Raw genomic sequence first — 24,957 nt, forward strand, 5'->3', positions numbered from 1 at the left:
CTACTCGGCTGCGTGGGAACCGTGCCGGTTCTGATCCGCTGGGGGATAGGGGCTGCTCTGGTCGGCGGTTCCCTGGCGGTCCGTGGCCACGACGGCACCCGGAGTCAGTCCACCCACACGTGCACGCAGATCACCGGAGTGGTGGCCTGCCGAGCCCTCGGCAGTGTCGTCGACCTCGTGATTGTCGCCAGCGTTGTCCCCGTGGTCCTTGCCGTGCTTCATGAACGGCAGGGAGTGCAGCACGAACATCACGATCAGACCCCACACCAGGCCCAGGATGGCCGAGCACAGGGTGTTCACCAGCCAGGCCAGCGCCGGACCCACCGCGGCGATGCCCGCGAAGGGGGCTTCGAGGGTGTGGACGAAGTCATACAGGACCGGCCAGCCCAGGTCCTTCAGACCCACGAGGATGATGTGGCCGCCGACCCACAGCATGGCCACGGTGCCGATGAGGGTGATGAAGCCCAGGACCTTGGGCATCGCCTTGACCAGCATCTCGCCGAACTTCTGAGTGCCGGCGGAGTCCTTGCGGGTCAGGTGCAGGCCGATGTCGTCCATCTTCACGATCAGGGCGACCGCCCCGTAGACCAGCACGGTGATGGCGATGGCCACGACCACCAGGATCAGGGCGCGGACGATGAACTCCTGGTCGGCCACCTCGTTCATGGAGATCACCATGATCTCGCAGGAGAGGATGAAGTCGGTGGTGATGGCACCCTTGACGACCTTGTTCTCGGCCTCCGGCCCCTTCTCGATGGCGGGCTTGGACTTCTCCGGATGGTGACCGCGGATCTTGCCCCAGACCTTCTCGGCGCCCTCGTAGCAGAGGTAGGTGCCGCCGAGCATGAGGATGGGCGTGAGGCTCCACGGGGCCAGCCAGGACAGCAGCAGCAGGACGGGAAGGATGACCAGCAGCTTGTTGATCAGCGAGCCCTTGGCGATCTTCCAGATCATCGGAAGCTCGCGGGAGGGATCCGCTCCGGTCACGTACTGAGGGGTGACGGCGGCGTCGTCGATCACCACGCCGGCAGCCTTGGCGCCGGCCTTGGCCGCACCGGCGGCCACATCATCCACGGAGGCTGCTGCGATGCGCGCCAGGGCGGCGACGTCATCCAGCAGCGCGACCAGGCCGCCGCTCACCGCTGGGCTCCGGTCAGAGTGAGGGAGACGGTGGCAGTGGACGTGCGGAGGGCACAGGCAGACAGGCCTGTGGCGGTGACCGAGCGGGTGTTGGACATGCAGAAAGCATACGACGACGCCCGGTCACCTCCGGCGTTGCGCCAGGGACACCCCCGGTGACGATGATCTCCCTGTCCTGCCCAGACTCTGCACAGGCAGAGTCGGTAGACTGGGTCGCCGGTGGCCCGCCGACCCCTGTTCACCTCTGGTCAGAGCGAGTGGCGCGACATGTGCCCGTCACCGGGCACCGACTTCCATGGATGCGAAACCCACCGAGGACTTCCCATGGACAGAACCGACCAGGGAGGTCCTTTCCCATGCCTCAGCACGCCTCGAACCCGGCTGCGCAGCCCACTGACCCCACCGTGACGTCGGTGACCCCCACCGCAGGTGCCGCCGACCTGCCCAGCCAGCCGGCCGTCGTCGGGAAGGATGGCGTCAGCCCCACTGCCGTCCCCCTGGGCCCAGGTGGGAAGCCCGCCCTGGTGGGACGCCGTGTCTTCCGCACCCCCACTCAGCGCCGGGTGGTCTACGCGGTGATCTTCGAGGCCCTGGCGATCGTGTTCACCACCCTGATCCTGGCCGCCCTGGGAAACTCCGCCGGGCCGAGCTTCCTCGTGGGGGTGGTGTCCTCTGCGGTGGCCCTGATCTGGAACATGGTCTTCAACACGCTGTTCGAGAAGTGGGAAGCCTGGTCCGGGCACATCGGGCGCCCCCTGTGGGTGCGCATCCTGCACATGACCCTCTTCGAGAGCGGACTGGTGCTGTTCCTGGTGCCGGCCGTGGCCCTGATCCTCCAGATCAGCCTGTGGGAGGCCTTCGTCTACGAGCTGGCCCTGATCATCTTCTTCCTGATCTACACCGGCATCTACGCGTGGTGCTTCGATCGGGTGTTCGGCATGCCCGACTCGGCTCAGCCCCAGGCCTGACCGGGTGGCAGACCCCGCTCAGCGCAGGTTGAGGAACTCCTGGATGGCGGGCAGCTCACGGTGGGCCTGCTCCATCCCGGCCTCGTAGGAGGCGGCGAGCTTGGCCACGTTGCGCTCTCCGTTGGCCACCGGCATCCGATCCGGGAAGTACAGGTACGCCCGGCCCTCCCGCTCCAGCTCGAACAGGCGCTCACGGGTCTCGTTGTAGGAGCGCCACCGGTTGATCAGCGCCTCGGCGATGGCCGGATGGGTACGGAAATAGCGTTGGTAGAACGCCGGGAAACGCTCGGGCCGCTTCACGTGACGACGCTCCCGGGTCATGATCACCAGGAAACGGTCGTATCCGGCGTCCTGTGCGGCGGAAAGCGGGATTCCGCCGTCCGGTCCCAGCGCGCCGTCCACGTAGGTGCGCCCGTCCAGCTTCACCGGCGGCATCAGCACCGGCATGGTGGAGGAGGCCCGGACCCGGATCATCAGGTCCTGCAGGCGCGGGGTGTCCTCCTTGCCCCACCAGACCATCCGGCCGTCGGCGGCATCGAAGGCCCCGAACCGGACGGTGGCCGGGTTGGCGCGGTAGGTCTCGAAGTCATAGGGCAGCGCCTGGCCTGGCAGGCCGGTCTTCTCGTAGATGTACTGGGCGTTGAAGATGCCCTGGCCTCGCAGGAATGACTTCCAGCCGCCGAACTGCGGGTCCGCGGCGAACTCCACGAACGAGGTGCGTGCACGGACGCCGTCGCGGGCCATGTAGTTGGCCGTGTTGGAGGACCCAGCGGAGATGCCGGCCACGAAGTCCGTGTGGATGCCCGCCTCCAACAGGGTGGCGACCATGGGGGCCGTGTAGGACGCGCGCATGCCGCCGCCCTCGAACAGCAGGGCGGTGTCGGTGATGTTGCAGCTCAGGTCCACGATGGTCAGCCTAGACGGCTCCGGGGGCGACATGCTGGTACCTCGTCCGCGCGGACCCGTAGGCTGAGGCCATGGCTACCACCGCATTCAAGTCCGAGACCGTGAACACCGTCGGAGAGCTGCCCGCTGAGGGCTCCTCCGCTCCCGCCTTCGAGCTGGTCGGCACCGACCTGGCTCCCGTGACCAGCAAGGACCTGGCCGGCCGCACCGTCATCCTGAACATCTTCCCGTCCCTGGACACCGGTGTGTGCGCCGCATCCGTGCGCAAGTTCAACGAGCTCGCCGCCGGCTTGGAGAACACCTCCGTGGTGTGCGCCTCCGCCGACCTGCCCTTCGCCCAGGCCCGCTTCTGCGGTGCCGAGGGGATCGAGAATGTCACCGCCGCCTCTGCCTTCCGTTCCAGCTTCGGCCAGGACTACGGCGTCACTATGACCGATGGCCCGCTCGAGGGTCTGCTGGCCCGCTCGGTCGTGGTCGTGGATGCTGAGGGCAAGGTCGTCTACACCCAGCTGGTCCCCGAGATCACCGACGAGCCCGACTACGACGCCGCTCTGGAGGCAGCCCAGCGCTGACCGTCGGTCTGATCGCTGTGTGAGCATCCATGCATCCGTCCCACGGCGACGAGAACCCCGGCCGCCCAGCGGCCGGGGTTCCGCCGTATCCACAGCGGCCTCCCAGGACGGGCAGTGCAGAACCCTGGTCTCCGCCTCATCAGGCCGCGTCGGACTGGACCGGTGCGTGGCCGTCGTCGGGCTCGGGTCCAGGGCCTGACGCCCCGCTCCAGCAGGCCTGGGGTCCGTCCCCACCGCCGCCGAGGAGACGACGAGGACTGGCCTATCGGCTGATCGTGGTGGCTGGGTTCCTGGCCGGGGCGATCCTCGCCGGCGGGGTGGGCACCTTCGCCGTCCAGGAGATCCAGGAGGCGATCGAGGCCTCCCAGCCGCGGGCTGCCGCGCCGGTGCTCGACGGCGACCAGATCGCCCAGCAGCTTCACCTGGCCCACGACGGCATCCGCGTGGACTGGGAGGCCGATCCGCCGATCGCTGACGGAGGCCTGGACGAGGGACACCGGGTCACGCGGGCGCCCGGAGTGCTCATGGTGGACACGCTGACCCTGCGCGGCATGGGCGTGGGGACCGGGATGGTGCTCAGCCAGGACGGTCTGGCGGTGACCAACTACCACGTGGTCGAGGACTCCTCAGAGGTCACCGTCACGGTGGCGGACACGGGCCGGCGGTACACGGCCGTGGTGCTGGGCCGCGACTCCCGCCATGATGTGGCCGTGCTGCAGCTGGAGGAGGCCGGCGGGCTGACCACGGTCAGCATCGATGAGCAGATGCCCCGCCGTGGGGACCTGACGGCAGCCGTCGGCAACGGCGGTGGACAGGGATACCTGACGGCGGTGACCGGCGAGGTGACCGGACTGGACCGGTCCATCATGGCCGGTTCGGAGATCCCGGACGACTACTCCCGGCTGACCGGACTGATCGAGACGGAGGCGGATGTGGTCCCCGGATACTCCGGAGGACCCCTGGTGAACGACGACGGCCAGGTGGTGGGGGTGACCACGGCCGCTTCGCGTGGGGAGACCGCGCGCGAGGTGGACGGCTACGCCATTCCGATCACCGTGGCGCTCGGGGTGGTGGACCAGGTGCTCTCCGGGGAGGAGACCGAGACCGTGAGCATCGGGGTGGATGGCGCCCTGGGGATCATGGTCTCCACCGTGGACGGCGCCGCCCGGATCGAAGAGGTCACCGAGGGCTCAGCGGCCGAGAAGCTGGGCCTGCGCGCTGGGGACACCGTGCTGCGCGTGGACGGTGAAGAGGTGGTCAGCTCCAAGGAGCTGGCCGACCTGGTCAATGACCGCAACGCCGGGGACACCGTCACCGTGGAGTGGCGGACCTCAGACGGGGAGCCTCGTCAGGGCCAGGCCGTGCTGCAGGAGGCCGTGGTCAACTGACGGTCAGCTCGTCGTCCACCACCACTCGACCGGCCACGCGCAGCCCGGCGGCAGTCATCACCACGCCGGAGCAGGCCATCATGATCAGCACAGCGGTCCAGGTCCCGGTGGCCGCGTGGATCAGACCCACCACGAACGGGCCGATCGCCGCCAGGATGTAACCCACCGGCTGGACGAACCCGGAGAGCCGAGCAGTGACGTGCGGGTCCCGACTGCGGGCCGGGATCAGAGCGATCGCGGTGGGGAAGGCGAAGCTGCCCAGCCCCAGGATGATCGCCCAGAGCAGCGCCAGGGAGACCGGCGCCAGCAGCAGTCCCACGTAGCCGATCAGTGTCAGGGTTCCGAAGCCCACCATCCACGGGGCCAGGGTGCGGGAGCGGTCGATCACCGTGGGCATGATCAGCCCACCGATGACCCCCAGCCCGGCGATCACGGCCAACAGCGTCCCTGCATGACCTGCAGAGAGGCCGGCGTCGCGGTAGATCTGCGGGATCCAGCCGAACTGGACGTAGGCGTTCATGGACTGCACGCCGAACAGCACCGTCAGCGCCACCGCGGCAGGTGAGTGAGTCAGGAGAGTGGCGGGTCCGTCGCCCGGAGGGGTCGGTGGGAAGTCATGGCCGGTGCGGCGGGCCACCACCAGCCACAGTCCCAACGGAATCACCGCGACCAGTCCCCACAGGGCCAAGGACCAGCGCCACCCGTCCGTCTGTCCCAGGGCATCGGCGACACCGGAGGCCAGCGGGGCAGACAGCAGGGCGCCCGCAGATCCGCCCACGGTGAGGAACGCGCTGTAGAGCGTCATCAGCAGCACGGTGCGGGGGCCGCCATGACGCTTGATCCAGGCCGGGGCCAGGACGTTGCCGATCCCCATGCCCGCCAGTGCCACCGCCGTCAGGCCCAGGAACAGCCAGGGGTTCGGCATCCACACCCGGGTGAGCAGACCCAGCACCGTCAGCCCCATGCCGAGGGCGATCGCCACCGACAGGCCGGCGCGCTGGCCCAGCCTGACCGAGACGAACCCGACCACGCCGAAGCACAGTCCGGGCAGCGCGGTCAGCATGCCGGCGCCGCTGCCATCCAGTCCCAGGGCAGCGGAGACCTCCTGCAGGACCGGACCCAGGGACGTGGCCCCGGGGCGGAGATTGACGGAGATCAGCAGGACCGCTGCCATGGCCAGCCCCAGCGGGACGGCAAGACCAGGACGGCGCGAGGGAGACGGGGACGGGGTCGAAGCGAGCACCCCACAGTTCTACACGGAGGCGACGCCCTGCAGGGACACCCGGATCAGACGGAGGCGAACAGCAGCAGGGAGACCGCCATGACCGCCATGCCCGCCACCAGCCCATAGATCGCCAGATGGTGCTTGCCGTACTCGTGGGCGGTGGGCAGCAGCTCATCCAGCGAGATGAACACCATGATCCCGGCGACCATCCCGAACGTCACCCCCAGGGTCATGCCGTTCAGGAAGGGCATCAGCAGCAGGAAGCCGACCAGGGCGCCGATCGGCTCGGCCAGTCCGGAGAGGAAGGACCAGCGCACGGCCTTGCGGCGTGATCCGGTGGCCTGCCGGATGGGCACCGCCACGGCCACGCCCTCGGGGATGTTGTGGATGGCGATGGCCAGGGCCACCGGGATGGCCACCGAGGGGTCCTTCAGGCCGGCGATGAACGTGGCGAAGCCCTCCGGGAAGTTGTGGATGGCGATCGCCGCGGCGGTCATGGTCCCGGCGCGCATCAGCCGGCGCCGGTCCAGTGAGGCCTCGGGGTCCAGCACGGAATGGGGCTCGTGCGGGTTGATGGCGCTGGGCACCAGCCGGTCGATCACCCCGATCACCAGCATTCCGCCGAAGAACGCCGCCACGGCCCACCAGCCCGCCGGTCCGGCCCCGACCTCCTCGCCGATCGACTCGACGGCCTTGGGCAGGATCTCCACCAGGGAGACGTAGAGCATCACGCCCGCGGAGAAGCCCAGTGAGACGGAGAGGAAGGTGGCGCTGGTGCGCCGGGAGACCACGGAGGCCAGTCCGCCGATCCCGGTGGCCAGTCCGGCGAAGACGGTCAGGCCGAAGGCGAACCAGAAGTTCTCCATCATCGCTCTGCGCCCCTGCCTGCCGGTGCCTGTGTGCGCAGCACCTGCGCGGATCCGCGCACCAGTCTAGGGTCGAGCCATGAGCTCCTCCCGCTCGGACTGGTCCGCTGCCCTCGACCTGGCCGCCAGCCGCGGTGCCGCCGTGCAGCTGACCGTCATCCATCGAGGCCACACGGTCCTGGACGACTCCGTGCGCTGCACTCCTGATGCCCTGGGCTGGCTGTTCTCGGCGGGCAAGCCCTTCACATCGTTGCTGATCCACCGTCTGGCGGCCACCGGTGCGCTGGACCTGGACGAGCCGATCGCCCACCACTGGCCCGCGTTCGGCACGGGTGGAGCCGGCACCAAGGCGGCGACCACGGTGCGTGATGTGCTCTGCCACCGCACCGGCGTCCCCACGGCCGGTCCGTACTTTCGTGCCGTGCTGAGCATGCAGGACCCTGCGGCCTCGGCACGGCGGGTCGCCTCGGCGCGGCGCCGCACCCGCCGCTACAGACACGCTGTGAACCACCTTCCCGACGACGCCCCCTCCTTCTCCGCGGTGGCCGCCTACCAGCCCCTGGACTTCGGGATCATCCTGGCTCAGGTCGTCCGGTCGGTCACCGGACGCCCGTGGGAGCAGGCCCTGCGTGAGCTGGTGCTGGAGCCCATGGGCCTGACGGATGTCCACCCTGGGGTCCCGGACGAGCATCTGCACCGGTGCCTGCCGGTGGACGGCTCGCTGTGTGCCCTGCCCGGGGGTCCGGTGGTGGCGCGGATCGTGAACCGCCGCTCGGTCCGTCAAGCCGTGATCCCGGCGGCGGGCATCTCCACCACGGCATCCGAGCTGGCCCGGTTCTACGCCCAGCTGCTGCACGCCCCGGAGCTGGCGGCGCTCAGTGAGCCCAGCTCACAGGGTGAACGGGATGCGTGGACCCGGTTGGAGACCCGGTGGGGGACCGGGGTCCAGCTCGGGGGGACCGGCCAGTGGTGTCCCTTCGGAGTCACCAGCACCGCTCGTACGTTCGGCCACAACGGTTCGGATGTGTGCCTGGGCTGGGCGGATCCGGACCTGGACCTGGCCGTCGGGCTGATCACGGACCGGGCCAGTGGGAGCGCGCAGGACAAACGACTGCTGGTCGAGCTCTCCGACCTGATCCGTTCGCTGGCGGCGAACATCCCCGGTGAGACGGCAGCGTCGAGTGAGTGACGTCGTCGGGAGTTCCTGACTGCTTTCTTAAGGCACGTGGAGGGCCGGCGGTCTGGACCCTCCAGATCAGCCCGTCATGGACCCACGGCGAGACCGGATTCGGGGCCTGCTGATTGCTAGGGTGGAGCGCATGTCCACCGCTCTCACCCTGACCCTGCTTGCGGTGGGCCTCGTCCTGACTCCGGTGCTCTGCCGGCTGCTCGGACGCAACGCCGGCTGGCCGCTGGCCGTGGTCTACCTCGGAGCCGCCGCGCTCTACTGGCCGGCCCTGTCCGCCGGCCCCGGCACCGATGCCGCCGACGTCTCCGTCCCCTGGGTCACCTTGGGCGAGCTGACCGTCCATGCCTCCTTCTCGGCGGACCCGATCGCCAGTGTCTTCACCCTGATCGCGCTGCTGATCGGGGCCGTGGTGCTGATCTACTCCACGCGCTACCTGGAGCCGGGGCCGAACCTGAGCTTCTATCTGGGCATGGCCCTGTTCACCCTGGCCATGGTGGGACTGGTCACCGCGGACGATCTGATCGTGCTGTTCCTGTGCTGGGAGCTGACCTCGCTGGCCAGCTTCCTGCTGATCGCCCGGTCCGGTCAGGGCGCGTTCGCCCCGTCCATGCGCACGCTGCTGATCACCTTCGTGGGCGGGCTGGCCCTGTTGGCCGCGGTGGCGCTGATCGCGGTCCGCACCGGCACCACCTCCATCCGGGAGGCTCTGGCATCCGAGGTCTGGACCCAGGACCCGGGCCTACTGACCCTGGTGGGAGTGCTGGTGGCCGTGGCCGCCATGACCAAGTCCGCCCAGTTCCCGTTCCACTCCTGGCTGCCGGACGCCATGGCCGCCGCCACCCCGGTCTCGGCCTATCTGCATGCCGCCGCCGTGGTGAAGGCCGGCATCTTCCTGCTGCTGCGCTTCTCCCCGGTCTTCCACGGGGACACCGCCTGGCAGGTCCTGCTGGTCACCGCGGGTCTGGTCACCTCGGCGGTCGGGGGCTGGCGCGCCCTGCAACAGACCGATCTGAAGAAGCTGATGGCCTACTCCACGGTCAGCCAGCTGGGCCTGATCGTCGCGGCGATCGGCACCGGGACCGAGGCTGGCATCGCCGCCGCCCTGATCCACACCATCGCCCACGCGATGTTCAAGTCCGGGCTGTTCATGATGGTCGGCGTGGTGGACCACGCCACCGGCACGCGCGACCTGCGCCGCATGCCCGCCCTGGCCCGCGCCCTGCCGTTCACCTTTGCCGTGACCGTGCTGGGTGCCGGAGCCATGGCCGGGATCCCGCCGCTGCTGGGCTTCGTCTCCAAGGAGTCGATCTTCACCGCGCTGAACCAGTGGGGCGGTACCCTGCCGCTGCTCGGTGCGGGCCTGGGCTCGGTGCTGACCTTCGCCTACTGCGCCAAGATCGTGGTGGGCGGCTTCCTGGACCCGGCCCGCCGCACGCCGGAGGACCAGAAGACCAGCCTTCCCGACGACGCCACGCACCTGCACGCCCCCGGCCCGGTCCTGGTGGGCATGGCAGGTCTGCCGATCCTGGTCTCGGTCGCCGCCGTCTTCGTGCTGCCGCTGTTCGACACCGTGGTCGGCACGGCCACCGGTGCGGCGCTGCCCGCCACGGATCCACACCCGCACTTCGTGCTCTGGCACGGGATCACCCCTGAGCTGCTGACCACCCTGGCGGTGTTCGCCCTCGGCGCGGTCACCATCGCGACCCGCCGTCGCCTGTGGCCGGCCCTGGAGCAGCGCACCCTGCCGTTCAGCGGTGCCTCGATCCTGGAGTCCATCACCACCGGCGCCGAGCGTGCCGGCCGGGGCGTGGCCCGCCTGACCGCCTCTGACGCGGCCGGACCCCACGCGGGGATGATGGTCGGGTCCCTGACCGTCGTCGTGTTGGCCGGTGTCTCCACCCTGGTGGCCACCGACGCCCTGGCACCCCAGACCCCGGATCTGACCCAGCCGATCGACGTGGTGCTGCTGGTGCTGATCGCCGCCTCGGTGATCGGTGTCTGCGTGGCACGATCCCGCCTGGGCGCCACGGTGGCGCTGTCCGCCGTGGGCATCTTGATGACCGTGCAGATCCTCTCCCTGGGCGCACCGGATGTGGCGCTGACCCAGCTGCTGGTCGAGTCGCTCACGGTGATCGTGATCATGCTGGTGCTGCAGCGCCTCCCCCGGACCTTCGAGCGCGTGAAGGTGCGCAAGGCCGCACCCGCCATCGCCATCTCCCTGGCCGCCGGTCTGGCCATGGGGCTGGCCACCTGGGCACTGACCTCCCGCCGCGGCAAGTCCGAGGTGGGGCAGTACCTGGTGGACAACGGACAGGACATCACCGGGGGAGACAACATCGTCAACGTGATCCTGGTGGAGTTCCGTGCCCTGGACACCCTGGGCGAGCTGGCCGTGCTCGGCATGACCGGCGTGGCGATCGCCGCGGTGCTCTCCACCGTCCGCTCCAGCCAGCTCGAGCCCACCCGGGTGGCCAACGCCCGAAGCACCGCCCAGACCCGCACGGACATGGAGTCCGTGCCGCAGCTGGGTTCGGCCACCGCCCGTCGAGCCATTCTGAGCTCGTGGGGCAACGCCGCGCAGCTGCAGCTGATGCTCAAGGTGCTCATGCCGATCCTGGCCGTCATCTCCGCCCTGCTGTTCTGGCGTGGTCACAATGAGCCGGGTGGCGGGTTCATCGCCGCCCTGGTCGGTTCGGCGATCGTCGGCCTGCTGTACCTGTCCACCTCGCAGGACCGTCAGATCGGCCCGCCGCGCGCCCCGATCTACCTGATCGGCGGCGGCGTGATCGTCGCCGTGGCCACCGGACTGGTGAACATGGTCTTCACCGGGACGTACATGGAGCCCCAGCACGGCTACATCCTGGGCGTGCATCTCAGCAGCTCCCTGGTGTTCGACCTCGGCGTCTACCTGGCGGTGATCGGGCTGCTGCTGCTGACCTTCAATGTGCTGGGCACCTCGCTGCCCCGCGAGCACGATCAAGACGCCGACCCCACGGCCCACCCGGAGCATCCCCGCCCCACCGCCTATGAGGGCATGCGCGAGCGCGTGGACGAGTCGGTGCACGGTGAGGTCGACGGCCCGTTGGACACGGTCAGAGGCGAGGACCCTCGTCCCGTCCGTGCCGGCACCCGGTACATCGAGTCCGGGCGCCAGCCCTCTGAGTGGGGGAGGTCCTGATGTTCGTCCTGCCGATCACCGTGGGCATCCTGACCGCTGGAGGCGTGTGGCTGCTGCTGCAGCGCAGCATGGTCCGCTCCATCTTCGGTCTGACCCTGATCTCCCATGCGGCCAACCTGCTGCTGCTGGCCACCGGTGTGGCGGCCTGGCGCACGGAGCCGCTGATGAACACGGCCACCTCGGAGAACGCCGCGGACCCGCTGCCCATGGCCTTCGTGCTCACCGCGATCGTCATCTCCATGGCCTCGACCATCCTGATGCTGAGCATGGCCGCCATCGGACGCAATGACGATCAGGACCGCGCACCGGACACCGGGGAGGAGCACGCATGACCGCCGACCTCGCGAGCACCGCAGCCTCCCTGCTGCCCCTGTTCGTCGCCGTCCCCCTGCTGCTGGCCGGCGTCTCCGCCGTGACCCGCACCACGGCACTGGACCGCATCCTGTCCATCGGCGTCCCGGTGGCCTCCTTGGCCGGGGCGATCTGGCTGCTGACGCTGCACCAGAGCACACCGGTCATCGCCACGGCCGTCGGCTCCTACGAGGCCGGGATCGCCATCCCGTTCGTCTCGGACAGCCTCTCGGCGCTGATGCTGGCGGTGACCGGTCTGGCCACCGCCGCGGCCACCTGGTTCCTGTCCCTGACCGGGGAGGACCGCTACCGCTTCGTCCCGGCGCTGGCCCTGATGCTGATGTCCGGCGTGAACGGCGCACTGTTGACCGGCGACCTGTTCAACCTCTTCGTCTTCGTGGAGGTCATGCTGCTGCCCTCCTATGCGCTGATCGCGGTCACCGGCTCCTGGCGACGCCTGGGCATCGGACGCATGTTCGTGATCATCAACCTGGTCACCTCCATCACCCTGCTGATGGGCGTCGGCCTGGTCTACGGCGCCGCGGGCAGCGTGAACCTGGCCGTGCTGGCCGGTGCCGCCGCGGAGGACCCGCAGGTCGCCGTGGCCGCCACCGTGGTCCTGGTCGCCCTGGCCATCAAGGCCGGCGTGGTCCCGGTGCACGGCTGGCTCCCGCGGGCCTACCCGGCCACCTCCGCCGGCATCATGGCCCTGTTCTCAGCGCTGCACACCAAGGTCGCCGTCTACGCCCTGTTCCGCGTCTGGTTCACCCTCTTCGCCCCCGCTGACTCCGGCACAGCGGAGGGCCCGACGACGGCCGGCGCGTTCCCTGCCCCGGACTCACCTGCCGCGGTGGTCGCGGTGGTGATGGGCGTCGTCGTGCTGGTCACCATGCTGGTGGGAGCCTTCGGCTCCCTGGGGGAGAAGCGGCTGCGCGGCGTGCTGGCCTTCCAGATGACCGCCGGTATGGGGCACATCCTGATCGGTGCCGTGCTGGGCAGTCCGGCCGCCGTGGCCGCGGGCCTGTTCTACCTGGTGCACCACGTGATCACCATGGCCTCCCTGCTGACCACGGCCGGCGCCGTGGAGCACACCTATGGCACGGGCACTCTGGGCCGGCTGACCGGGCTGATGCACCGCGAACGCCTCGCTGCCGTGCTGATCGCACTGGGCCTGCTGTCCCTGGCGGGTCTGCCGCCCACCTCCGGGCTGTGGGGCAAGCTGGGCCTGATGACCGCCAGTGCGGAGGCCGCCGGGAGCGCGGAGTCCGGCTCCTGGGGCGTGTTGCTGATCGTGGGCGTGCTGGCCTCGTCGGTGGTGACCCTGATCGCCCTGCAGCGACTGTGGGGCCGGAGCATGGCCGGCGCGCCGATGACCACCTACCGTGACCTGGCCCCCGCCGGCGGGCGCGGGGAGCTGAAGGAGATGACCGAGTCCGTGCGGATCCCCGGGCGGCTGCTGGCCCCCGGCGTGGTGATGATGACCGTGAGCGTGGCACTGTTCCTCGGGGCCGGCGCACTGATGCCCGTGGTGCAGGACGCCGCCCACGGACTGCTGGACACCACTGACTACGTGGAGGCGGTGCTGCGATGAGCTCGACCCCCCAGACCGGACGTGTGGAGTCGGCTGCCCCGCGTCGATCCCGCTTCAGCGTGGTCGGGATGATCCGCTATCTGCTCTGGCTCTCCGGGCAGATCATCTCCGGCTCCTTCACCGTGGCCCGCAACGCCGTGCGTCCGGGGGAGTTCGCTCAGCCGGCCATCGTGGCGTTCCCGCTGCGGTGCGTGACCGACCTGGAGGTGACCTGGATGGCCTCCTCCATCACCATCACCCCGGGCACCCTGGTCCTGGGCACCGCCCACGGGACGGACACCGAGCCGGTGACCGTGTTCGTGCACTGTGTGTTCGATCAGGACCGGGCCGAGATCGAAGAGGGTCTGCGCGCCATGGAGGACCGTCTGCTCTCCATGCTGCGCAGCGAGCCCTGGCCGGGAGGTGGAGCATGAGCGTGGACCCGTTGACCGCCGCCCTGCTGTGGATCCCCATCGGCATCCTGGCCGTGTCCATCCTGTTGGGCCTGGTGCGGATCTACACGGCCACCACCCCCGCCCAGCGGGCCGTGGTGGGTGATCTGGTGTACTTCGCCGCGATCGGCATCCTGATGATGGTGGGCATCCAGAGCGGATCCGCCGTGGTGCAGGACGCCGCCATGCTCGCCGCGTTCCTGGGCATCCTGGCCACGGTGGCCCTGGGCCGCATCCTGACCCGAGGGGAACGGTGATCTCCATGCCCTGGTTTGACGTGCTGGCCGTGGTGCTGGCCACCGGCGGAGCCCTGCTCGTGCTGCTCTCCTCGGTGGCGATGCTGCGGGCCCGGGACGGGCTGCAGATGATGAACGTGTTCTCCCCGGCCACGGGCATGGGACTGCCGCTGATCGCGGTGGCGGTGTTCGTCCATCTGACCGGTGCCCGTGGCTTCTCCTGGTGGACCCTGCTGATCACCGGGGTGTCCGTCGCGGCACTGGTGATCGTCTCCTCGTTGGCCTCCAACACGCTGGCCCGCGCCATCTACCAGTCCGGCGCCGCCGTGGACCCACGGACAGAACCCCAGGACCTGGCCTGAGCGGTCCGCCGCATCAGGTCCTCATCTGCGCCTCACCTCCGTCTCATCCCGGTCTCATCCGGACCTGAGAGGCTGTGCTCAGCAGCCGGTCAGGACCCCTGACCCGAGTCGTGGAGGATGAGGGCATGAGCACGCCGCACACCCAGTCAGCCCCTCTCTCGCCGAGCCCTCAGGGGCGGACCGGCCGGGCCGTCGTCGTGGGATCAGGCCCCAACGGCCTCACTGCCGCCGCCCTGCTGGCCCGGCGCGGCTGGGACGTGGAGGTCTTCGAGCGCAACGCCATGATCGGCGGGGCCGCGGCGTCCTCCGACCTGCTGGGCCCGGGCACCACCGTGGACCTGGGCGCCGCCGGACATCCGTTCGGCGTGGTGAGCCCGGCCTTCCGCGAACTCGAGCTGACCGAACACGGACTGGAGTGGCTGCACCCGGAGCTGCCCATGGCCCACCCGCTGGAGGGCCGCCCGGCAGCTGTCCTGCACCGGTCCCTGGAGCAGACCGCCCGGGAGCTGCACGGGGACGGACACGCCTGGACCGCCCTGCACCGCCCGATCGTGGAGCACCTGGACCGGCATGTGGAGAACATCCTGGGGCCGTTGCTGCGGGTGCCGCCGCACCTGACGGACATGGTCCGGTTCGGACTACGGGCCCCCTGGCCGGCCAGCGCTCTGGGCCGGGTCCTGTTCCGGGACGAGCCGGCGCGGGCCCTGTTCGCCGGATCCGCCGTCCACGCTGTGGTCCCGCCCGGCAGCCCGCTGACCTCGGCGTTCGGGACCGTGTTCGGTGCCATCGGCATGACGCACGGCTGGCCCGTGGCTGCCGGCGGCACGGGGTCCATTCCGGCCGCGCTGGCCTCGATCATCACCGCCCACGGTGGGCGGATCCACGTGGGCCAGGAGATCACCGACCTCGCCCAGCTGCCCCCGGCGGACGCCGTGCTGCTGGATCTGACACCGCGCCAGGTGCTTGCCCTGGAGGGCGTGGACCTGGCGCCGGGTTTCGCCCGGCGGATGCGGAACTGGCGGTACGGCACCGGTTCGTCCAAAGTGGACTATCTGCTGGACGGACCCATCCCGTGGACGGACCCGCGGGTGGCCGGGGCGGGGACCGTGCATGTGGCCGGCACCGTGGCCGAGCTCCAGCACGCTGAGGCCGAGGCCCGCGCCGGACGGCTGCCGGACAGGCCGTTCGTGATGGTCTGCCAACAGCAGGCCGCCGATCCCACTCGTGCCCGGGGCGTGGTAGCCGACTCCACCGTGGTCTGGACCTACGCCCACGTGCCGGCCGGCTGTGACACCCCGGTGGACGGGCTGATCGAGGCCCAGATCGAACGGTTCGCGCCGGGATTCCGGGACCGCATCCTGCGCCGGGTGGCCAGCACCCCCTCGATCCTGGAGGCATGGAACCCGAACCTGATCGGGGGCGATGTCGCCGGCGGTTCGATGGGCGGCCTGCAGCAGGTGCTGCGGCCCGGGCTGACCTTCTCCCCGCACCGCACCGGCACGCCCGGGCTCTACCTGTGCTCCTCCTCCACTCCGCCCGGCGGGGGAGTGCACGGCATGGCCGGCTACTGGGCCGCCCGCGCGGCCATCCAGGACCTGCACGACGACGGCCGGTGACCACACTCGGGCACCTCACCTCGCGCGGCCATCACCGGTCGCACCGCCCGCTGTGCACTGCACCGCATCGCATCGCACCCACACCTGATGAGAGGACCATCGTGAAGCAGACCCCGAGCCCACCGCCCACCGGTCGGGATGCCCTCGCCCTGGCCGGAGGTGTGGCCTTCGCCGCCGTCCTGCTGGCCCCGCTGCGCCACTACTGGAGTGCGGACCGCAACGCCAAGAACACCCGGGACTCCTTCCCCCTGTCCACCTATCCCATGTTCTCCGAGGACCGGAAGGACCGTGCCTGGGTGCCGCATGTCGTCGGGTACACCGCAGGGGGTGAGCGTGTGCTCCCGCACCACCAGCACTTCGGCGCCGGGGGACTGAACCAGGTCCGCAAGCAGATCGCCCGAATGGTGCGGAAGGGCCGAGCGGTGGAGGTCGCCCAGCGCTACGCCGATGCCCTGCCTGCCCAGCGTGACCGGTCCGCCCGGGGGAGCGGCCCGGGTGCCGTGCGTCGCCGCAAGGCGGCGGCGATCGTCCGTGTGGAGGTGGTCCGCTCTCGATTCCACTTCGACACCTACTACGCCGGCACCACTGAACCGCAGACCGAGACCGTGCATGCCCGGTGCACCGTGGGGGGCACCGCCGAAGCCGTCCAGCCCACTGGCCCCGTCTCCGCACGCACCGCACCGATCGAGGAGCTGTCATGAACCGCCCCCTGGACCTGCCTGCCGCCGAGGGACGCTGGATGCACCGCGCCCTGGACCTGTTCCGTCCGGCCGCCCAGCCCCTTCGGCCCGCCGTGCTGCGCCTGGCCACCGGTGCCTTCTCCGCGGTGCACCACCTCCGCCGCCGCGGCATGTTCCAGAAGCTGCACCGCCAGGACGCCTCGCAGTTCACCCCGGTCGGTGTGGTCAAGGTGCTGAAGCGGCCCCTGCCTCCGGTGGTGGCCGACCGCCTGTTCGATGCCGCCCAGGTGGTCAACGCCGCCGCCACGCTGGGCATCGGGCACCGCGTCACCGGGCCGCTGAACGCCGCACTGCAGCTGTGGACCATCAGCTACCGCAACTCCTGGACCATGCTCCTGCACAACGACAACATGCTCGTGCTGCACCAGATGGTCCTGGGCACCACGCGCTCGGCGGACGCGCTGAGCGTGGACTCCCTCCTGCGCGATCGCACGCTGGCGCCGGAGCGCTTCGATCGCGCGTATGGCGGCATCCCCACCGCCATGAACATCGCGACGACGGCCGTCTACTTCATCTCCGGCGTCGCCAAGGTGCGGGGCCCCTTGGGTCTGCGGTGGGCGAAGGGTGATGTCCTGCGTGGCCAGATCGCCATCGACGGACTGCGGAAGGACCTGTTCGGCTCGGCCAAACCGGAGGCCGGGACGGTGTTGTACCAGCAGAAGGAGCTGTTCACGGCGTTGGCCGTCACCGCTCTGGTCGTGGAGCTGGGAGCCCCGTTGTCACTGCTCCACCGGCGTCTGGGACAGCTCTTCGCGGTCGGAGCGTGGGGGATGCACGTGGGCATCCGGATCGTGATGGGGATCCGCTTCAAGTACAACGTCTCGGGCCTGTCCTACCTGCCCTACTTCCCGCTGGGCGGGCAGTTGCCGCGGTGATCGGCCCGGAGCGGTCCTGAGGTCACGGACCGGTGAGGAGGCAGACGCCCATCGGGTGTGGTGGACACGCCCGGTCGGCGTCGTCGTTCGATGAGAGTTTTCCGACGGCCGAGCCGACGGCCGCCCCGTGGTGACGGCCGTCACGGGGACCCAGGGGCCCGACATCTCGCGGAAACACGGCCGTGACGTCGCGGATCCGGCACGTTACGGGATGGTAACGATTGACACGCCCGGCGCATATTCAATGTTGCTTTCGCATGTGGGACGACTATTCTCAACTCACCTTGTGGTGCTCCTCACGTTGATGAGGCGGTCGGCCCATGTCGGTCACCTCGTGAAGGCCCCACAGCCCCTGAATGGGTCTGGAGCACTCCGAACCCTCGCACCCTGTATTGAATGGAGCGCTTTGATGAAGTTCACAAAGCTTTCTGCCGCTGCCGCGCTCGTCGCCGGCTCGGCACTGGTCCTGTCCGCCTGCGCCCCCGCGGGTCCCGGCGACAACAATGACAACGGCAACGGCGGAGGCGGCAGCAGCCAGTCCGCCGGAGGCGGTGCGGCAGACCTCCCCAAGGGTGACGCCGGCAACCTGCTGACCGTCGAGCCGGAGGACGAGACCGCGCTGGCCGACCTCGGTGACATCCAGCCCAAGGAAGGCAGCGTCGCCTACTCCGTCGGCGAGGATGAGTTCTCCTCCTACAACGGTATGACCCCGGCTTCCTACTCCACCTACAACTCTGCTGTGGTGGACCGCATGCTGCTGGGCTTCACCTACTTCGGCACCGATGGCACCATCCACCCGAACGAGGACATGGGCTCCTACGAGAAGATCTCGGACGAGCCGCTGCAGGTCAAGTACACCATCCACGAGGATGCTGTCTGGTCTGACGGCACCCCGGTGACCGCTGCTGACTTCATCGTCAAGTGGGGCTGGTCCAACCCGCGGATCACCTCCGGCTCTGGCGAGGACGAGGCCCCGATCTTCCAGGCGATCAGCCACTCCTTCGGCGAGTACGTGGAGGAGGCTCCTGAGGGCGACCCCGCCGGCAAGGAGTTCACCATCACCTACAAGGAGTCCTACGCCGACTGGGAGATCATGATGGACGCCGCACTGCCGGCGCACGTCATGGCCAAGCAGGCCGACATGTCCCTGGAGGAGCTCGTCGAGGCCGTCAAGGCCGAGGACGCCGAGGCGCTGGCCCCGGTCGCCGAGTTCTTCAACACGGGCTGGAACGCCTCCCCGGGCGAGGTCCCCTCCGAGGAGATCGCCCCGTCCATGGGCCCCTACGTGTTCAAGAGCTGGGAGCCCGGTCAGTCGATCACCCTCACCGCCAACGAGAAGTGGTGGGGCACCCCTCCGGCCACCCAGGACCTGGTCATCCGCTTCGCTGAGGCCAGCACCCACGTGCAGGCTCTGGACAACGGCGACCTGAACGTCATCGAGCCCCAGGCCACCGTGGACACCCTGAAGCAGCTCGAGGCTCTGGGCGACAAGATCATCATCCAGAAGGGCTCCGGCCTGACCTGGGAGCACCTGGACTTCAACTTCCGTGACAGCTCGCCGTTCGGCGACTCGCTGGAGCTGCGCCAGGCCTTCGCCATGTGCGTCCCGCGTCAGGACATCGTGGACAACCTGATCAAGCCGCTGGACCCCGAGGCTGTGGTCATGAACGCTCGCGAGGTGTTCCCGTTCCAGGAGAACTACCAGGAGGTCGTGGATGCCGCCTATGGCGGTGAGTACGACGAGGTGAACATCGAGGAGGCCAAGAAGCTGGTTGAGGCTTCCGGCGTCTCCAACCCGACCGTCCGCATCGGCTACAACGCGCCGAACCCGCGTCGTGCCGAGACCGTCTCGCTGATCAAGTCCTCCTGTGACCAGGCCGGCTTCACCATCGAGGACGCGGGCAACGAGGCGTTCTTCACCGAGACCGTGGTGCAGGGTGACTACGATGTCGCACTGTTCGCCTGGGCCGGTTCCGGTCAGATCGCCTCCGGCCGCAACATCTACTCCTCGCTGCCGGTCGGTCAGCAGAACTACGGCGAGTACTCCAACGAGGAGCTCGACAAGGAGTGGACCACCCTGGCCAGCTCCGTGGACCCGGCCGTCCACGCCGAGCAGGTGAAGAAGATCGAGAAGATCCTCTGGGATGACCTGTTCGGCATCCCGCTGTACGCCCACCCGGGTGTGGTGGCCCACGACGCCGACCTGGCCAACGTGCGCGACACCGCCACCCAGAGCGGCGCGCTGTGGAACGTGGAGCAGTGGGTCTTCGCAGAGGACACCGCCGAGTGATCTGCTGATCAGTCGAACCGCTGACACCTGACTCAGCTCAGAGTGGGGCCCGGTCGCCATGGTGGCCGGGCCTCACTCGTCTGTCAGACTGATCCCACCGCATCACCTCCCGCTCCGGCGACGAATCGGCGACCGCGCCCACCGGCGTCATCGCCCAGGTGGTCTCGCTCCACCGGGCGGGCCCCACAGTCCCTGACCTCACATCCCTGGTACGGAAGGCACTTCTCGTTGTGCTGAAATTTATTCTTCGACGACTCGGCAGCTCCCTCCTGGTGCTCTTCGGCGCCTCAGTGCTGCTCTACGTCCTCGTCATCAACTCCGGCGACCCGCTGAAGGACCTGCGCGAATCCAATGCGGACAATCGCGAATACCTCATGCAGCAGCGGGCCGAGAACATGAACCTGGACATGCCCTGGTTCGAGCGCTACTGGACCTGGCTCAAGGGAGTCGGCGGCTGCTTCGTCGGAGACTGTGATCTCGGCACCAATCGATCCGGCCAGCAGGTGGTCGATCTGCTCGCCCTGGCGGCCTCCTCCACGCTGCGCCTGGTGGTCCTGGCCACCCTGATCGCCATCGTGGTGGGTGTGGCCATCGGCATCCTGACCGCCATCCGGCAGTACTCCGGCATGGACTACGTGGTCACCTTCTTCACCTTCCTCTTCTTCTCCCTGCCGGTCTTCTGGGCCGCTGTGCTCCTGAAGGAGTACATGGCCATCGGCTACAACAACTGGATCGCCGATCCCTCGTTCTCCTGGTCGGCCATCATCGCTGTCGCCCTGGTGCTGGGCATCACCCTTCAGGCTGTCCTCGGCGGCACCTGGAAGCGGCGGCTGCTCACCTTCGCAGCCAGCGTCGCGTTCGTCTGCGTGGTCATGCCGTACCTGGACTGGCTGAACTTCGCCCGCTACCCGCAGCTGGGCCCCATCGCCATCGCCCTGGTCGGGGCCGCCACCGCAGTGGGCGCCACCGCCCTGGGCGCTGGTCTGCGCAACCGCCGCGTGCTCTACGCGGGCCTGATCACCGTCGCGGTCGGGGTGATCGCCTACTACGCCACCTACGGCATCCTGTGGGAGCCGACCTGGTGGATCCTGGCCGGCCTGTTCGTGCTCTCCATCGCGGTGGCCATCGGCATCGGACACGCAGTGGGCGGCTTCTCCAAGGGAGCAGCCTCCTGGGTCTCAGTCATCACCGCCCTGGTCATGGGCGCACTGATGGTGGTGGAGCAGCTCTTCCGCAGCTGGCCCGGATTCCTGGAGCTCAAGAACCGTCCGATCTCCACCATCGGTTCGCAGACGCCGAACTTCGTGGGCACCTTCTGGGAGGACTTCCTGGACAAGGGCGCACAGCTGCTGCTGCCGACCATCCTGCTGACGCTGATCTCGCTGGCCAGCTACTCGCGGTACACCCGCGCCTCCATGCTCGAGGTCAATCAGCAGGACTACATCCGCACCGCTCGGGCCAAGGGCCTGGGGGAGCGCCAGGTCATCCTCAAGCACGCCTTCCGCAACTCCCTGATCCCGATCACCACGATCATGGCCTTCGACTTCGCAGGGCTGATCGGCGGCGCGGTGATCACCGAGCGCGTGTTCGGCTGGAAGGGCATGGGTGAGCTGTTCGCCACCGGCCTGGACCAGGTGGACCCTGCACCCGTGATGGCGTTCTTCCTGGTGACCGGCACCGCAGCCGTGCTGTTCAACCTGCTCGCCGACATCCTGTACGCCGTCCTCGACCCCCGGATCCGAGTGTGATGTCCATGAGCAACGAGAACACCAACCGACCCGGCGCAGAGAACAGCGACATGGACAACAACACTCCCTCACGTCACCCGGCTGACCAGCCGATGGGTGGCGACCCCGATCGTCACAGCGGCATGGACCACACGCCGCTGGACGAATCGATCGGCGGCCTCGGCAATCCCGATGCCCCGGCTCCCCTCGGCGGGACCGGACCATCCAGCTCCCAGCAGGCCGTCGACATGGCTGATCTGGCTGAGGTCGAGGACGCCAAGCTGCGTCAGAAGACCGGCAAGTCCTACAGCCAGGGCCAGCTGGTGCGGCGCCGCTTCCGCAATCACAAGGCCGCGATGATCGCGATGGTCTTCCTGATCCTCGTGTTCCTGCTGGCCTTCACCTCCATCGGCTTCGCGGGCATCCCCGGATGGTGGGACAAGGACTACACGCGTGCCGGCACCGTCATCAACGGCGGCAATCCGACCCTGTCCGTGGTGCCGCAGTGGCTCGGCGGATCCGGGATCACCTGGGGTGAGCACCCCTTCGGTCAGGACTCCACCGGCAAGGACTACTTCGCCCTGGTGATGCGCGGAACCCAGCAGTCGCTGATCATCGCGCTGGTGGTGGGCATGGTCTCCACCGCCCTGGGTGCGCTCATCGGCGCCGTCTCCGGTTACTTCCGCGGCTGGGTGGATGCCATCCTGATGCGGATGACGGACCTGATCATCGTGGTCCCGCTGCTGGTGCTGGCCGCTGTGCTCGGACAGATGTCCAGTGGGCTGGGCGGCGGCATCCTGCCGCTGGCCCTGGTGCTGGGGCTGGTCACCTGGACCTCCCTGGCTCGTCTGGTCCGTGGTGAGGTGCTCTCACTGCGCGAGAAGGAGTTCGTGGCCGCAGCCATCGCCATGGGTGCCAAGCCCGGACGAGTGATCCTCAAGCACCTGCTGCCCAACACGATCGGCGTGATCGTGGTGAACGCGACCTTCGCGATCGCCGCAGCCATCCTGCTCGAGACCTCGCTGTCCTACCTGGGCTTCGGTGTCAAGGCTCCGGACTCCTCGCTGGGGCTGCTGATCAGCCAGTACCAGAACGCCGGCTCCACCCGGCCCTGGCTGTTCTGGTGGCCCGGCCTGATGATCCTGGGCATCGCCCTGTCCATCAACTTCCTCGGTGACGGGCTGCGCGACGCCTTCGATCCGCGTCAGGGGTCGCGGCGCAAGCGCCGGTCCTTCCTCGGCTTCGCTGGCCGTGACCGGTCGCTGAAGGCGTCGGCCTCGAACGCTGGCGCTCCTGCGGGCGGCGCCACCGGGGCTGGCACTGGGCAGCCGAACAACGGCAGCACCACCATCGCACACCCCGGTTCTTGACGAGCACCGGCGAGGAGAGACAACCATGAACCTTTTCGGACGCAAGAACAAGGCCGATGACGCCACCACCCCGGCGACCTCGGCGGGCTCCCATGCCGCAGGATCTCAGGACGCGGCCTCGGCAGAGACGACGTCGAATCCCTCCACCGGATCCTTCGGCGTGGTCAAGCGCCACCCGGACCGTGGCGGGGCGCCGATCCTGTCCTTCGACAACGTGGCGGTGACCTTCGACACCGAGTTCGGTGATGTGGAGGCCGTCAAGGGCGTCACCTTCGACATCAAGCCCGGTGAGGTGGTGGCCCTGGTCGGCGAGTCCGGCTCGGGCAAGTCCGTCACATCGTCCACCGCCATGGGCCTGTTGCCGGGCAACGCCAACATCACCGGAACGGTGATGCTGGGCGACCGCAACGTGACGGCCCTGGACGCGAACGGCCTGCGCAAGATCCGTGGCCGGCACGCGGCCATGGTGTTCCAGGAGCCGATGACCGCGCTGAACCCGGTGCTCACGGTGGGAGACCAGCTCACGGAGGCGCTGAACCTGCACGGCATCGCCTACGGCACCGAGGCAGACCAGCGCGCCATCGAGCTGCTCACCATGGTGGGCATCCAGGACGCCAAGAACCGGCTGAAGCAGTACCCGCACCAGTTCTCCGGCGGCCAGCGTCAGCGCATCGTGATCGCCATGGCCATCAGCTGCTCGCCCGAGGTGATCATCGCCGACGAGCCCACCACGGCGCTGGACGTGACCGTCCAGGCCGAGATCCTGGAGCTGCTGCGCGAGCTGAAGGACAAGCTCAACACCGGCATCCTGCTGATCACCCACAACATGGGCGTGGTGGCAGACATGGCCGACCGCGTCTGCGTGATGCTGCGCGGTGAGATGGTCGAGTCCGGACCGGTCCACCAGGTGATGCAGAACCCTCAGCACCCCTACACCCAGCGCCTGCTGGCCTCGGTGCCCCGCCTGGGCGCCACCCTGGAGGTTGCCGAGCCGGAGCCGGTGACCACCACTCAGTCCACGGTGAAGTACGCCGTGGAGGCCCAGGGCCTGTGCATCGAGTACGACCACCGCGGCAAGAAGAACCGTGTGGTGCACGACGTCGACTTCACCGTGGCCCCCGGAGAGATCATGGGGCTGGTCGGTGAGTCCGGATCCGGCAAGTCCACGATCGCCAAGGCTGTGCTGGGACTGCTGCCCGTGGCGGCCGGCTCGCTGAAGATCCAGGGCCATGACCTGGCCACCATGGCGTCGGCGGAGCAGCGCAGCCTGCGCAAGAACATCGGCGTGGTCTTCCAGGACCCGGCGGCTTCACTGGATCCGAGATTCCCGATCGGCGATGTCATCACCGAGCCGATGATCATCCACAAGGTGGGAGACCGCAAGAGTCGGCTGGAGCGGGCCTACGAACTGCTGGACGCGGTCAAACTGCCGCGCTCGGTGGTCAACCGCTTCCCGCACGAGCTCTCCGGTGGTCAGCGCCAGCGCATCTCGATCGCGCGCGCCCTGACCCTGGACCCCTCGGTGCTGATCGCCGATGAGCCCACCTCCGCCCTGGACGTCTCCGTGCAGGCGGCAGTGCTGGACATGTTCGCCGAACTGCAGTCCCGCTACGAGTTCGCCTGCCTGTTCGTCTCCCATGACCTGGCCGTGGTGGACATGCTGGCCCACAAGGTGCTGGTGCTCAAGGACGGCCGTGAAGTGGAGAAGGGGCGCACGGACACGGTCCTGCACCACCCCCAGCAGGACTACACCAAGCGCCTGCTGGCCGCCGCGCCGATCCCGGACCCGGACGAGCAGTATCAGCGCCGCATGGAGCGCAAGGCCCTGCTGGAGTCCCTCGGCGAAAAGGTCTACTGAGACCGCCGAGCACGCTGAGGGAGTTCGTCTCCAGCGCGACCACACGGCCGCCTTCCGCCACCTGCGGAAGGCGGCCGT

General features: G+C 68.9%; 21 protein-coding genes. 17 read left to right on the forward strand and 4 right to left on the reverse strand.

Annotation, left to right across the window (positions count from 1 at the left end; all coding sequences use genetic code 11):
- Complete coding sequence (locus tag BM355_RS01565) at nucleotides 1–1,140, reverse strand: DUF808 domain-containing protein (RefSeq protein ID WP_091693252.1); 1,140 nt, start codon at nucleotides 1,138–1,140, stop codon at nucleotides 1–3.
- A 356-nt stretch (nucleotides 1,141–1,496) separates the two neighbouring features.
- Here BM355_RS01565 and BM355_RS01570 point away from each other — a divergent pair, with 356 nt between their 5' ends.
- A complete protein-coding gene (locus BM355_RS01570) occupies nucleotides 1,497–2,108 on the forward strand; it encodes a PACE efflux transporter (RefSeq protein ID WP_091693254.1) in 612 nt (203 codons plus the stop codon).
- A gap of 18 nt (nucleotides 2,109–2,126) precedes the next feature.
- On the opposite strand, the gene BM355_RS01575 is transcribed toward BM355_RS01570, so the two are convergent.
- The gene (locus BM355_RS01575; protein WP_091693257.1) at nucleotides 2,127–3,047 is read right to left on the reverse strand and encodes a patatin-like phospholipase family protein; all 921 of its coding nucleotides are present in this window, start codon (nucleotides 3,045–3,047) and stop codon (nucleotides 2,127–2,129) included.
- A gap of 38 nt (nucleotides 3,048–3,085) precedes the next feature.
- Here BM355_RS01575 and tpx point away from each other — a divergent pair, with 38 nt between their 5' ends.
- Nucleotides 3,086–3,586 (forward strand): thiol peroxidase, encoded by a 501-nt coding sequence (gene tpx / locus BM355_RS01580; RefSeq protein ID WP_091693261.1) that lies wholly within the window; start codon nucleotides 3,086–3,088, stop codon nucleotides 3,584–3,586.
- A 278-nt stretch (nucleotides 3,587–3,864) separates the two neighbouring features.
- Entirely contained in the window at nucleotides 3,865–4,974 is a 1,110-nt protein-coding gene (locus BM355_RS01585) for a S1C family serine protease (RefSeq protein ID WP_245760518.1), read from the forward strand.
- On the opposite strand, the gene BM355_RS01590 is transcribed toward BM355_RS01585, so the two are convergent.
- Both BM355_RS01590 and zupT read right to left on the reverse strand, forming a co-directional pair.
- The gene (locus tag BM355_RS01590; RefSeq protein WP_245760519.1) at nucleotides 4,967–6,217 is read right to left on the reverse strand and encodes an MFS transporter; all 1,251 of its coding nucleotides are present in this window, start codon (nucleotides 6,215–6,217) and stop codon (nucleotides 4,967–4,969) included. The two genes, BM355_RS01585 and BM355_RS01590, sit on opposite strands and share 8 nt — an antisense overlap.
- Before the next feature lie 44 nt (nucleotides 6,218–6,261).
- On the reverse strand, nucleotides 6,262–7,065 hold the full coding sequence (zupT, locus tag BM355_RS01595; RefSeq protein ID WP_091693910.1) for a zinc transporter ZupT: 804 nt from the start codon (nucleotides 7,063–7,065) through the stop codon (nucleotides 6,262–6,264).
- 79 nt (nucleotides 7,066–7,144) lie between these two features.
- On the opposite strand from zupT, the gene BM355_RS01600 reads away from it, so the two are divergent.
- From BM355_RS01600 to BM355_RS01665, 14 genes are all read left to right on the forward strand, one after another.
- Entirely contained in the window at nucleotides 7,145–8,254 is a 1,110-nt protein-coding gene (locus BM355_RS01600; protein ID WP_091693266.1) for a serine hydrolase domain-containing protein, read from the forward strand.
- A 130-nt stretch (nucleotides 8,255–8,384) separates the two neighbouring features.
- Nucleotides 8,385–11,432: a DUF4040 family protein gene (locus BM355_RS01605; RefSeq protein WP_091693268.1), complete on the forward strand. Its 3,048-nt coding sequence runs from the start codon at nucleotides 8,385–8,387 to the stop codon at nucleotides 11,430–11,432.
- Nucleotides 11,432–11,764: a sodium:proton antiporter gene (locus BM355_RS01610; RefSeq protein WP_091693912.1), complete on the forward strand. Its 333-nt coding sequence runs from the start codon at nucleotides 11,432–11,434 to the stop codon at nucleotides 11,762–11,764. The genes BM355_RS01605 and BM355_RS01610 overlap by 1 nt, the downstream gene beginning before the upstream one ends.
- Nucleotides 11,761–13,374, forward strand: a complete 1,614-nt coding sequence (locus BM355_RS01615) for a proton-conducting transporter transmembrane domain-containing protein (RefSeq protein ID WP_091693272.1) — start codon at nucleotides 11,761–11,763, stop codon at nucleotides 13,372–13,374. The genes BM355_RS01610 and BM355_RS01615 overlap by 4 nt, the downstream gene beginning before the upstream one ends.
- Nucleotides 13,371–13,787, forward strand: a complete 417-nt coding sequence (locus BM355_RS01620) for a Na+/H+ antiporter subunit E (protein ID WP_091693275.1) — start codon at nucleotides 13,371–13,373, stop codon at nucleotides 13,785–13,787. The genes BM355_RS01615 and BM355_RS01620 overlap by 4 nt, the downstream gene beginning before the upstream one ends.
- Nucleotides 13,784–14,062 carry a monovalent cation/H+ antiporter complex subunit F gene (locus tag BM355_RS01625; protein WP_091693278.1) on the forward strand — a complete coding sequence of 93 codons (279 nt, stop codon included), beginning with the start codon at nucleotides 13,784–13,786 and terminating at the stop codon, nucleotides 14,060–14,062. Before BM355_RS01620 ends, BM355_RS01625 begins: the two co-directional genes overlap by 4 nt.
- A gap of 5 nt (nucleotides 14,063–14,067) precedes the next feature.
- Entirely contained in the window at nucleotides 14,068–14,403 is a 336-nt protein-coding gene (locus tag BM355_RS01630; RefSeq protein WP_091693914.1) for a cation:proton antiporter, read from the forward strand.
- 125 nt (nucleotides 14,404–14,528) lie between these two features.
- The gene (locus BM355_RS01635; RefSeq protein WP_091693917.1) at nucleotides 14,529–16,019 is read left to right on the forward strand and encodes a phytoene desaturase family protein; all 1,491 of its coding nucleotides are present in this window, start codon (nucleotides 14,529–14,531) and stop codon (nucleotides 16,017–16,019) included.
- A gap of 101 nt (nucleotides 16,020–16,120) precedes the next feature.
- Complete coding sequence (locus BM355_RS01640) at nucleotides 16,121–16,720, forward strand: hypothetical protein (protein ID WP_091693281.1); 600 nt, start codon at nucleotides 16,121–16,123, stop codon at nucleotides 16,718–16,720.
- Nucleotides 16,717–17,634 carry a hypothetical protein gene (locus BM355_RS01645; protein ID WP_245760520.1) on the forward strand — a complete coding sequence of 306 codons (918 nt, stop codon included), beginning with the start codon at nucleotides 16,717–16,719 and terminating at the stop codon, nucleotides 17,632–17,634. The genes BM355_RS01640 and BM355_RS01645 overlap by 4 nt, the downstream gene beginning before the upstream one ends.
- Before the next feature lie 409 nt (nucleotides 17,635–18,043).
- Entirely contained in the window at nucleotides 18,044–19,924 is a 1,881-nt protein-coding gene (locus tag BM355_RS01650; RefSeq protein ID WP_091693284.1) for an ABC transporter family substrate-binding protein, read from the forward strand.
- Between the two features lie 230 nt (nucleotides 19,925–20,154).
- Nucleotides 20,155–21,672 (forward strand): ABC transporter permease, encoded by a 1,518-nt coding sequence (locus BM355_RS01655; RefSeq protein ID WP_091693287.1) that lies wholly within the window; start codon nucleotides 20,155–20,157, stop codon nucleotides 21,670–21,672.
- A 227-nt stretch (nucleotides 21,673–21,899) separates the two neighbouring features.
- On the forward strand, nucleotides 21,900–23,021 hold the full coding sequence (locus BM355_RS01660) for an ABC transporter permease (protein ID WP_091693923.1): 1,122 nt from the start codon (nucleotides 21,900–21,902) through the stop codon (nucleotides 23,019–23,021).
- 25 nt (nucleotides 23,022–23,046) lie between these two features.
- Nucleotides 23,047–24,879 (forward strand): ABC transporter ATP-binding protein, encoded by a 1,833-nt coding sequence (locus tag BM355_RS01665; RefSeq protein WP_091693290.1) that lies wholly within the window; start codon nucleotides 23,047–23,049, stop codon nucleotides 24,877–24,879.
- The last annotated feature ends 78 nt before the right edge of the window (nucleotides 24,880–24,957 follow it).

The sequence above is a fragment of the Micrococcus terreus genome (assembly GCF_900116905.1).
GTDB classification, from domain to species: Bacteria; Actinomycetota; Actinomycetes; order Actinomycetales; family Micrococcaceae; genus Citricoccus; species Citricoccus terreus.

Bases quoted from the DNA above. Each gene is read 5' to 3' on its own strand.
- BM355_RS01665 (WP_091693290.1), top strand. From the start codon at position 23,047: ATGAACCTTTTCGGACGCAAGAACAAGGCCGATGACGCCACCACCCCG.
- BM355_RS01575 (WP_091693257.1), bottom strand. From the start codon at position 3,047: ATGTCGCCCCCGGAGCCGTCTAGGCTGACCATCGTGGACCTGAGCTGC.
- BM355_RS01630 (WP_091693914.1), top strand. From the start codon at position 14,068: ATGCCCTGGTTTGACGTGCTGGCCGTGGTGCTGGCCACCGGCGGAGCC.
- zupT (WP_091693910.1), bottom strand. From the start codon at position 7,065: ATGGAGAACTTCTGGTTCGCCTTCGGCCTGACCGTCTTCGCCGGACTG.
- BM355_RS01625 (WP_091693278.1), top strand. From the start codon at position 13,784: ATGAGCGTGGACCCGTTGACCGCCGCCCTGCTGTGGATCCCCATCGGC.
- BM355_RS01605 (WP_091693268.1), top strand. From the start codon at position 8,385: ATGTCCACCGCTCTCACCCTGACCCTGCTTGCGGTGGGCCTCGTCCTG.
- BM355_RS01615 (WP_091693272.1), top strand. From the start codon at position 11,761: ATGACCGCCGACCTCGCGAGCACCGCAGCCTCCCTGCTGCCCCTGTTC.
- BM355_RS01610 (WP_091693912.1), top strand. From the start codon at position 11,432: ATGTTCGTCCTGCCGATCACCGTGGGCATCCTGACCGCTGGAGGCGTG.
- BM355_RS01635 (WP_091693917.1), top strand. From the start codon at position 14,529: ATGAGCACGCCGCACACCCAGTCAGCCCCTCTCTCGCCGAGCCCTCAG.
- BM355_RS01650 (WP_091693284.1), top strand. From the start codon at position 18,044: ATGAAGTTCACAAAGCTTTCTGCCGCTGCCGCGCTCGTCGCCGGCTCG.
- BM355_RS01660 (WP_091693923.1), top strand. From the start codon at position 21,900: ATGGCTGATCTGGCTGAGGTCGAGGACGCCAAGCTGCGTCAGAAGACC.
- BM355_RS01570 (WP_091693254.1), top strand. From the start codon at position 1,497: ATGCCTCAGCACGCCTCGAACCCGGCTGCGCAGCCCACTGACCCCACC.
- BM355_RS01620 (WP_091693275.1), top strand. From the start codon at position 13,371: ATGAGCTCGACCCCCCAGACCGGACGTGTGGAGTCGGCTGCCCCGCGT.
- tpx (WP_091693261.1), top strand. From the start codon at position 3,086: ATGGCTACCACCGCATTCAAGTCCGAGACCGTGAACACCGTCGGAGAG.
- BM355_RS01600 (WP_091693266.1), top strand. From the start codon at position 7,145: ATGAGCTCCTCCCGCTCGGACTGGTCCGCTGCCCTCGACCTGGCCGCC.
- BM355_RS01645 (WP_245760520.1), top strand. From the start codon at position 16,717: ATGAACCGCCCCCTGGACCTGCCTGCCGCCGAGGGACGCTGGATGCAC.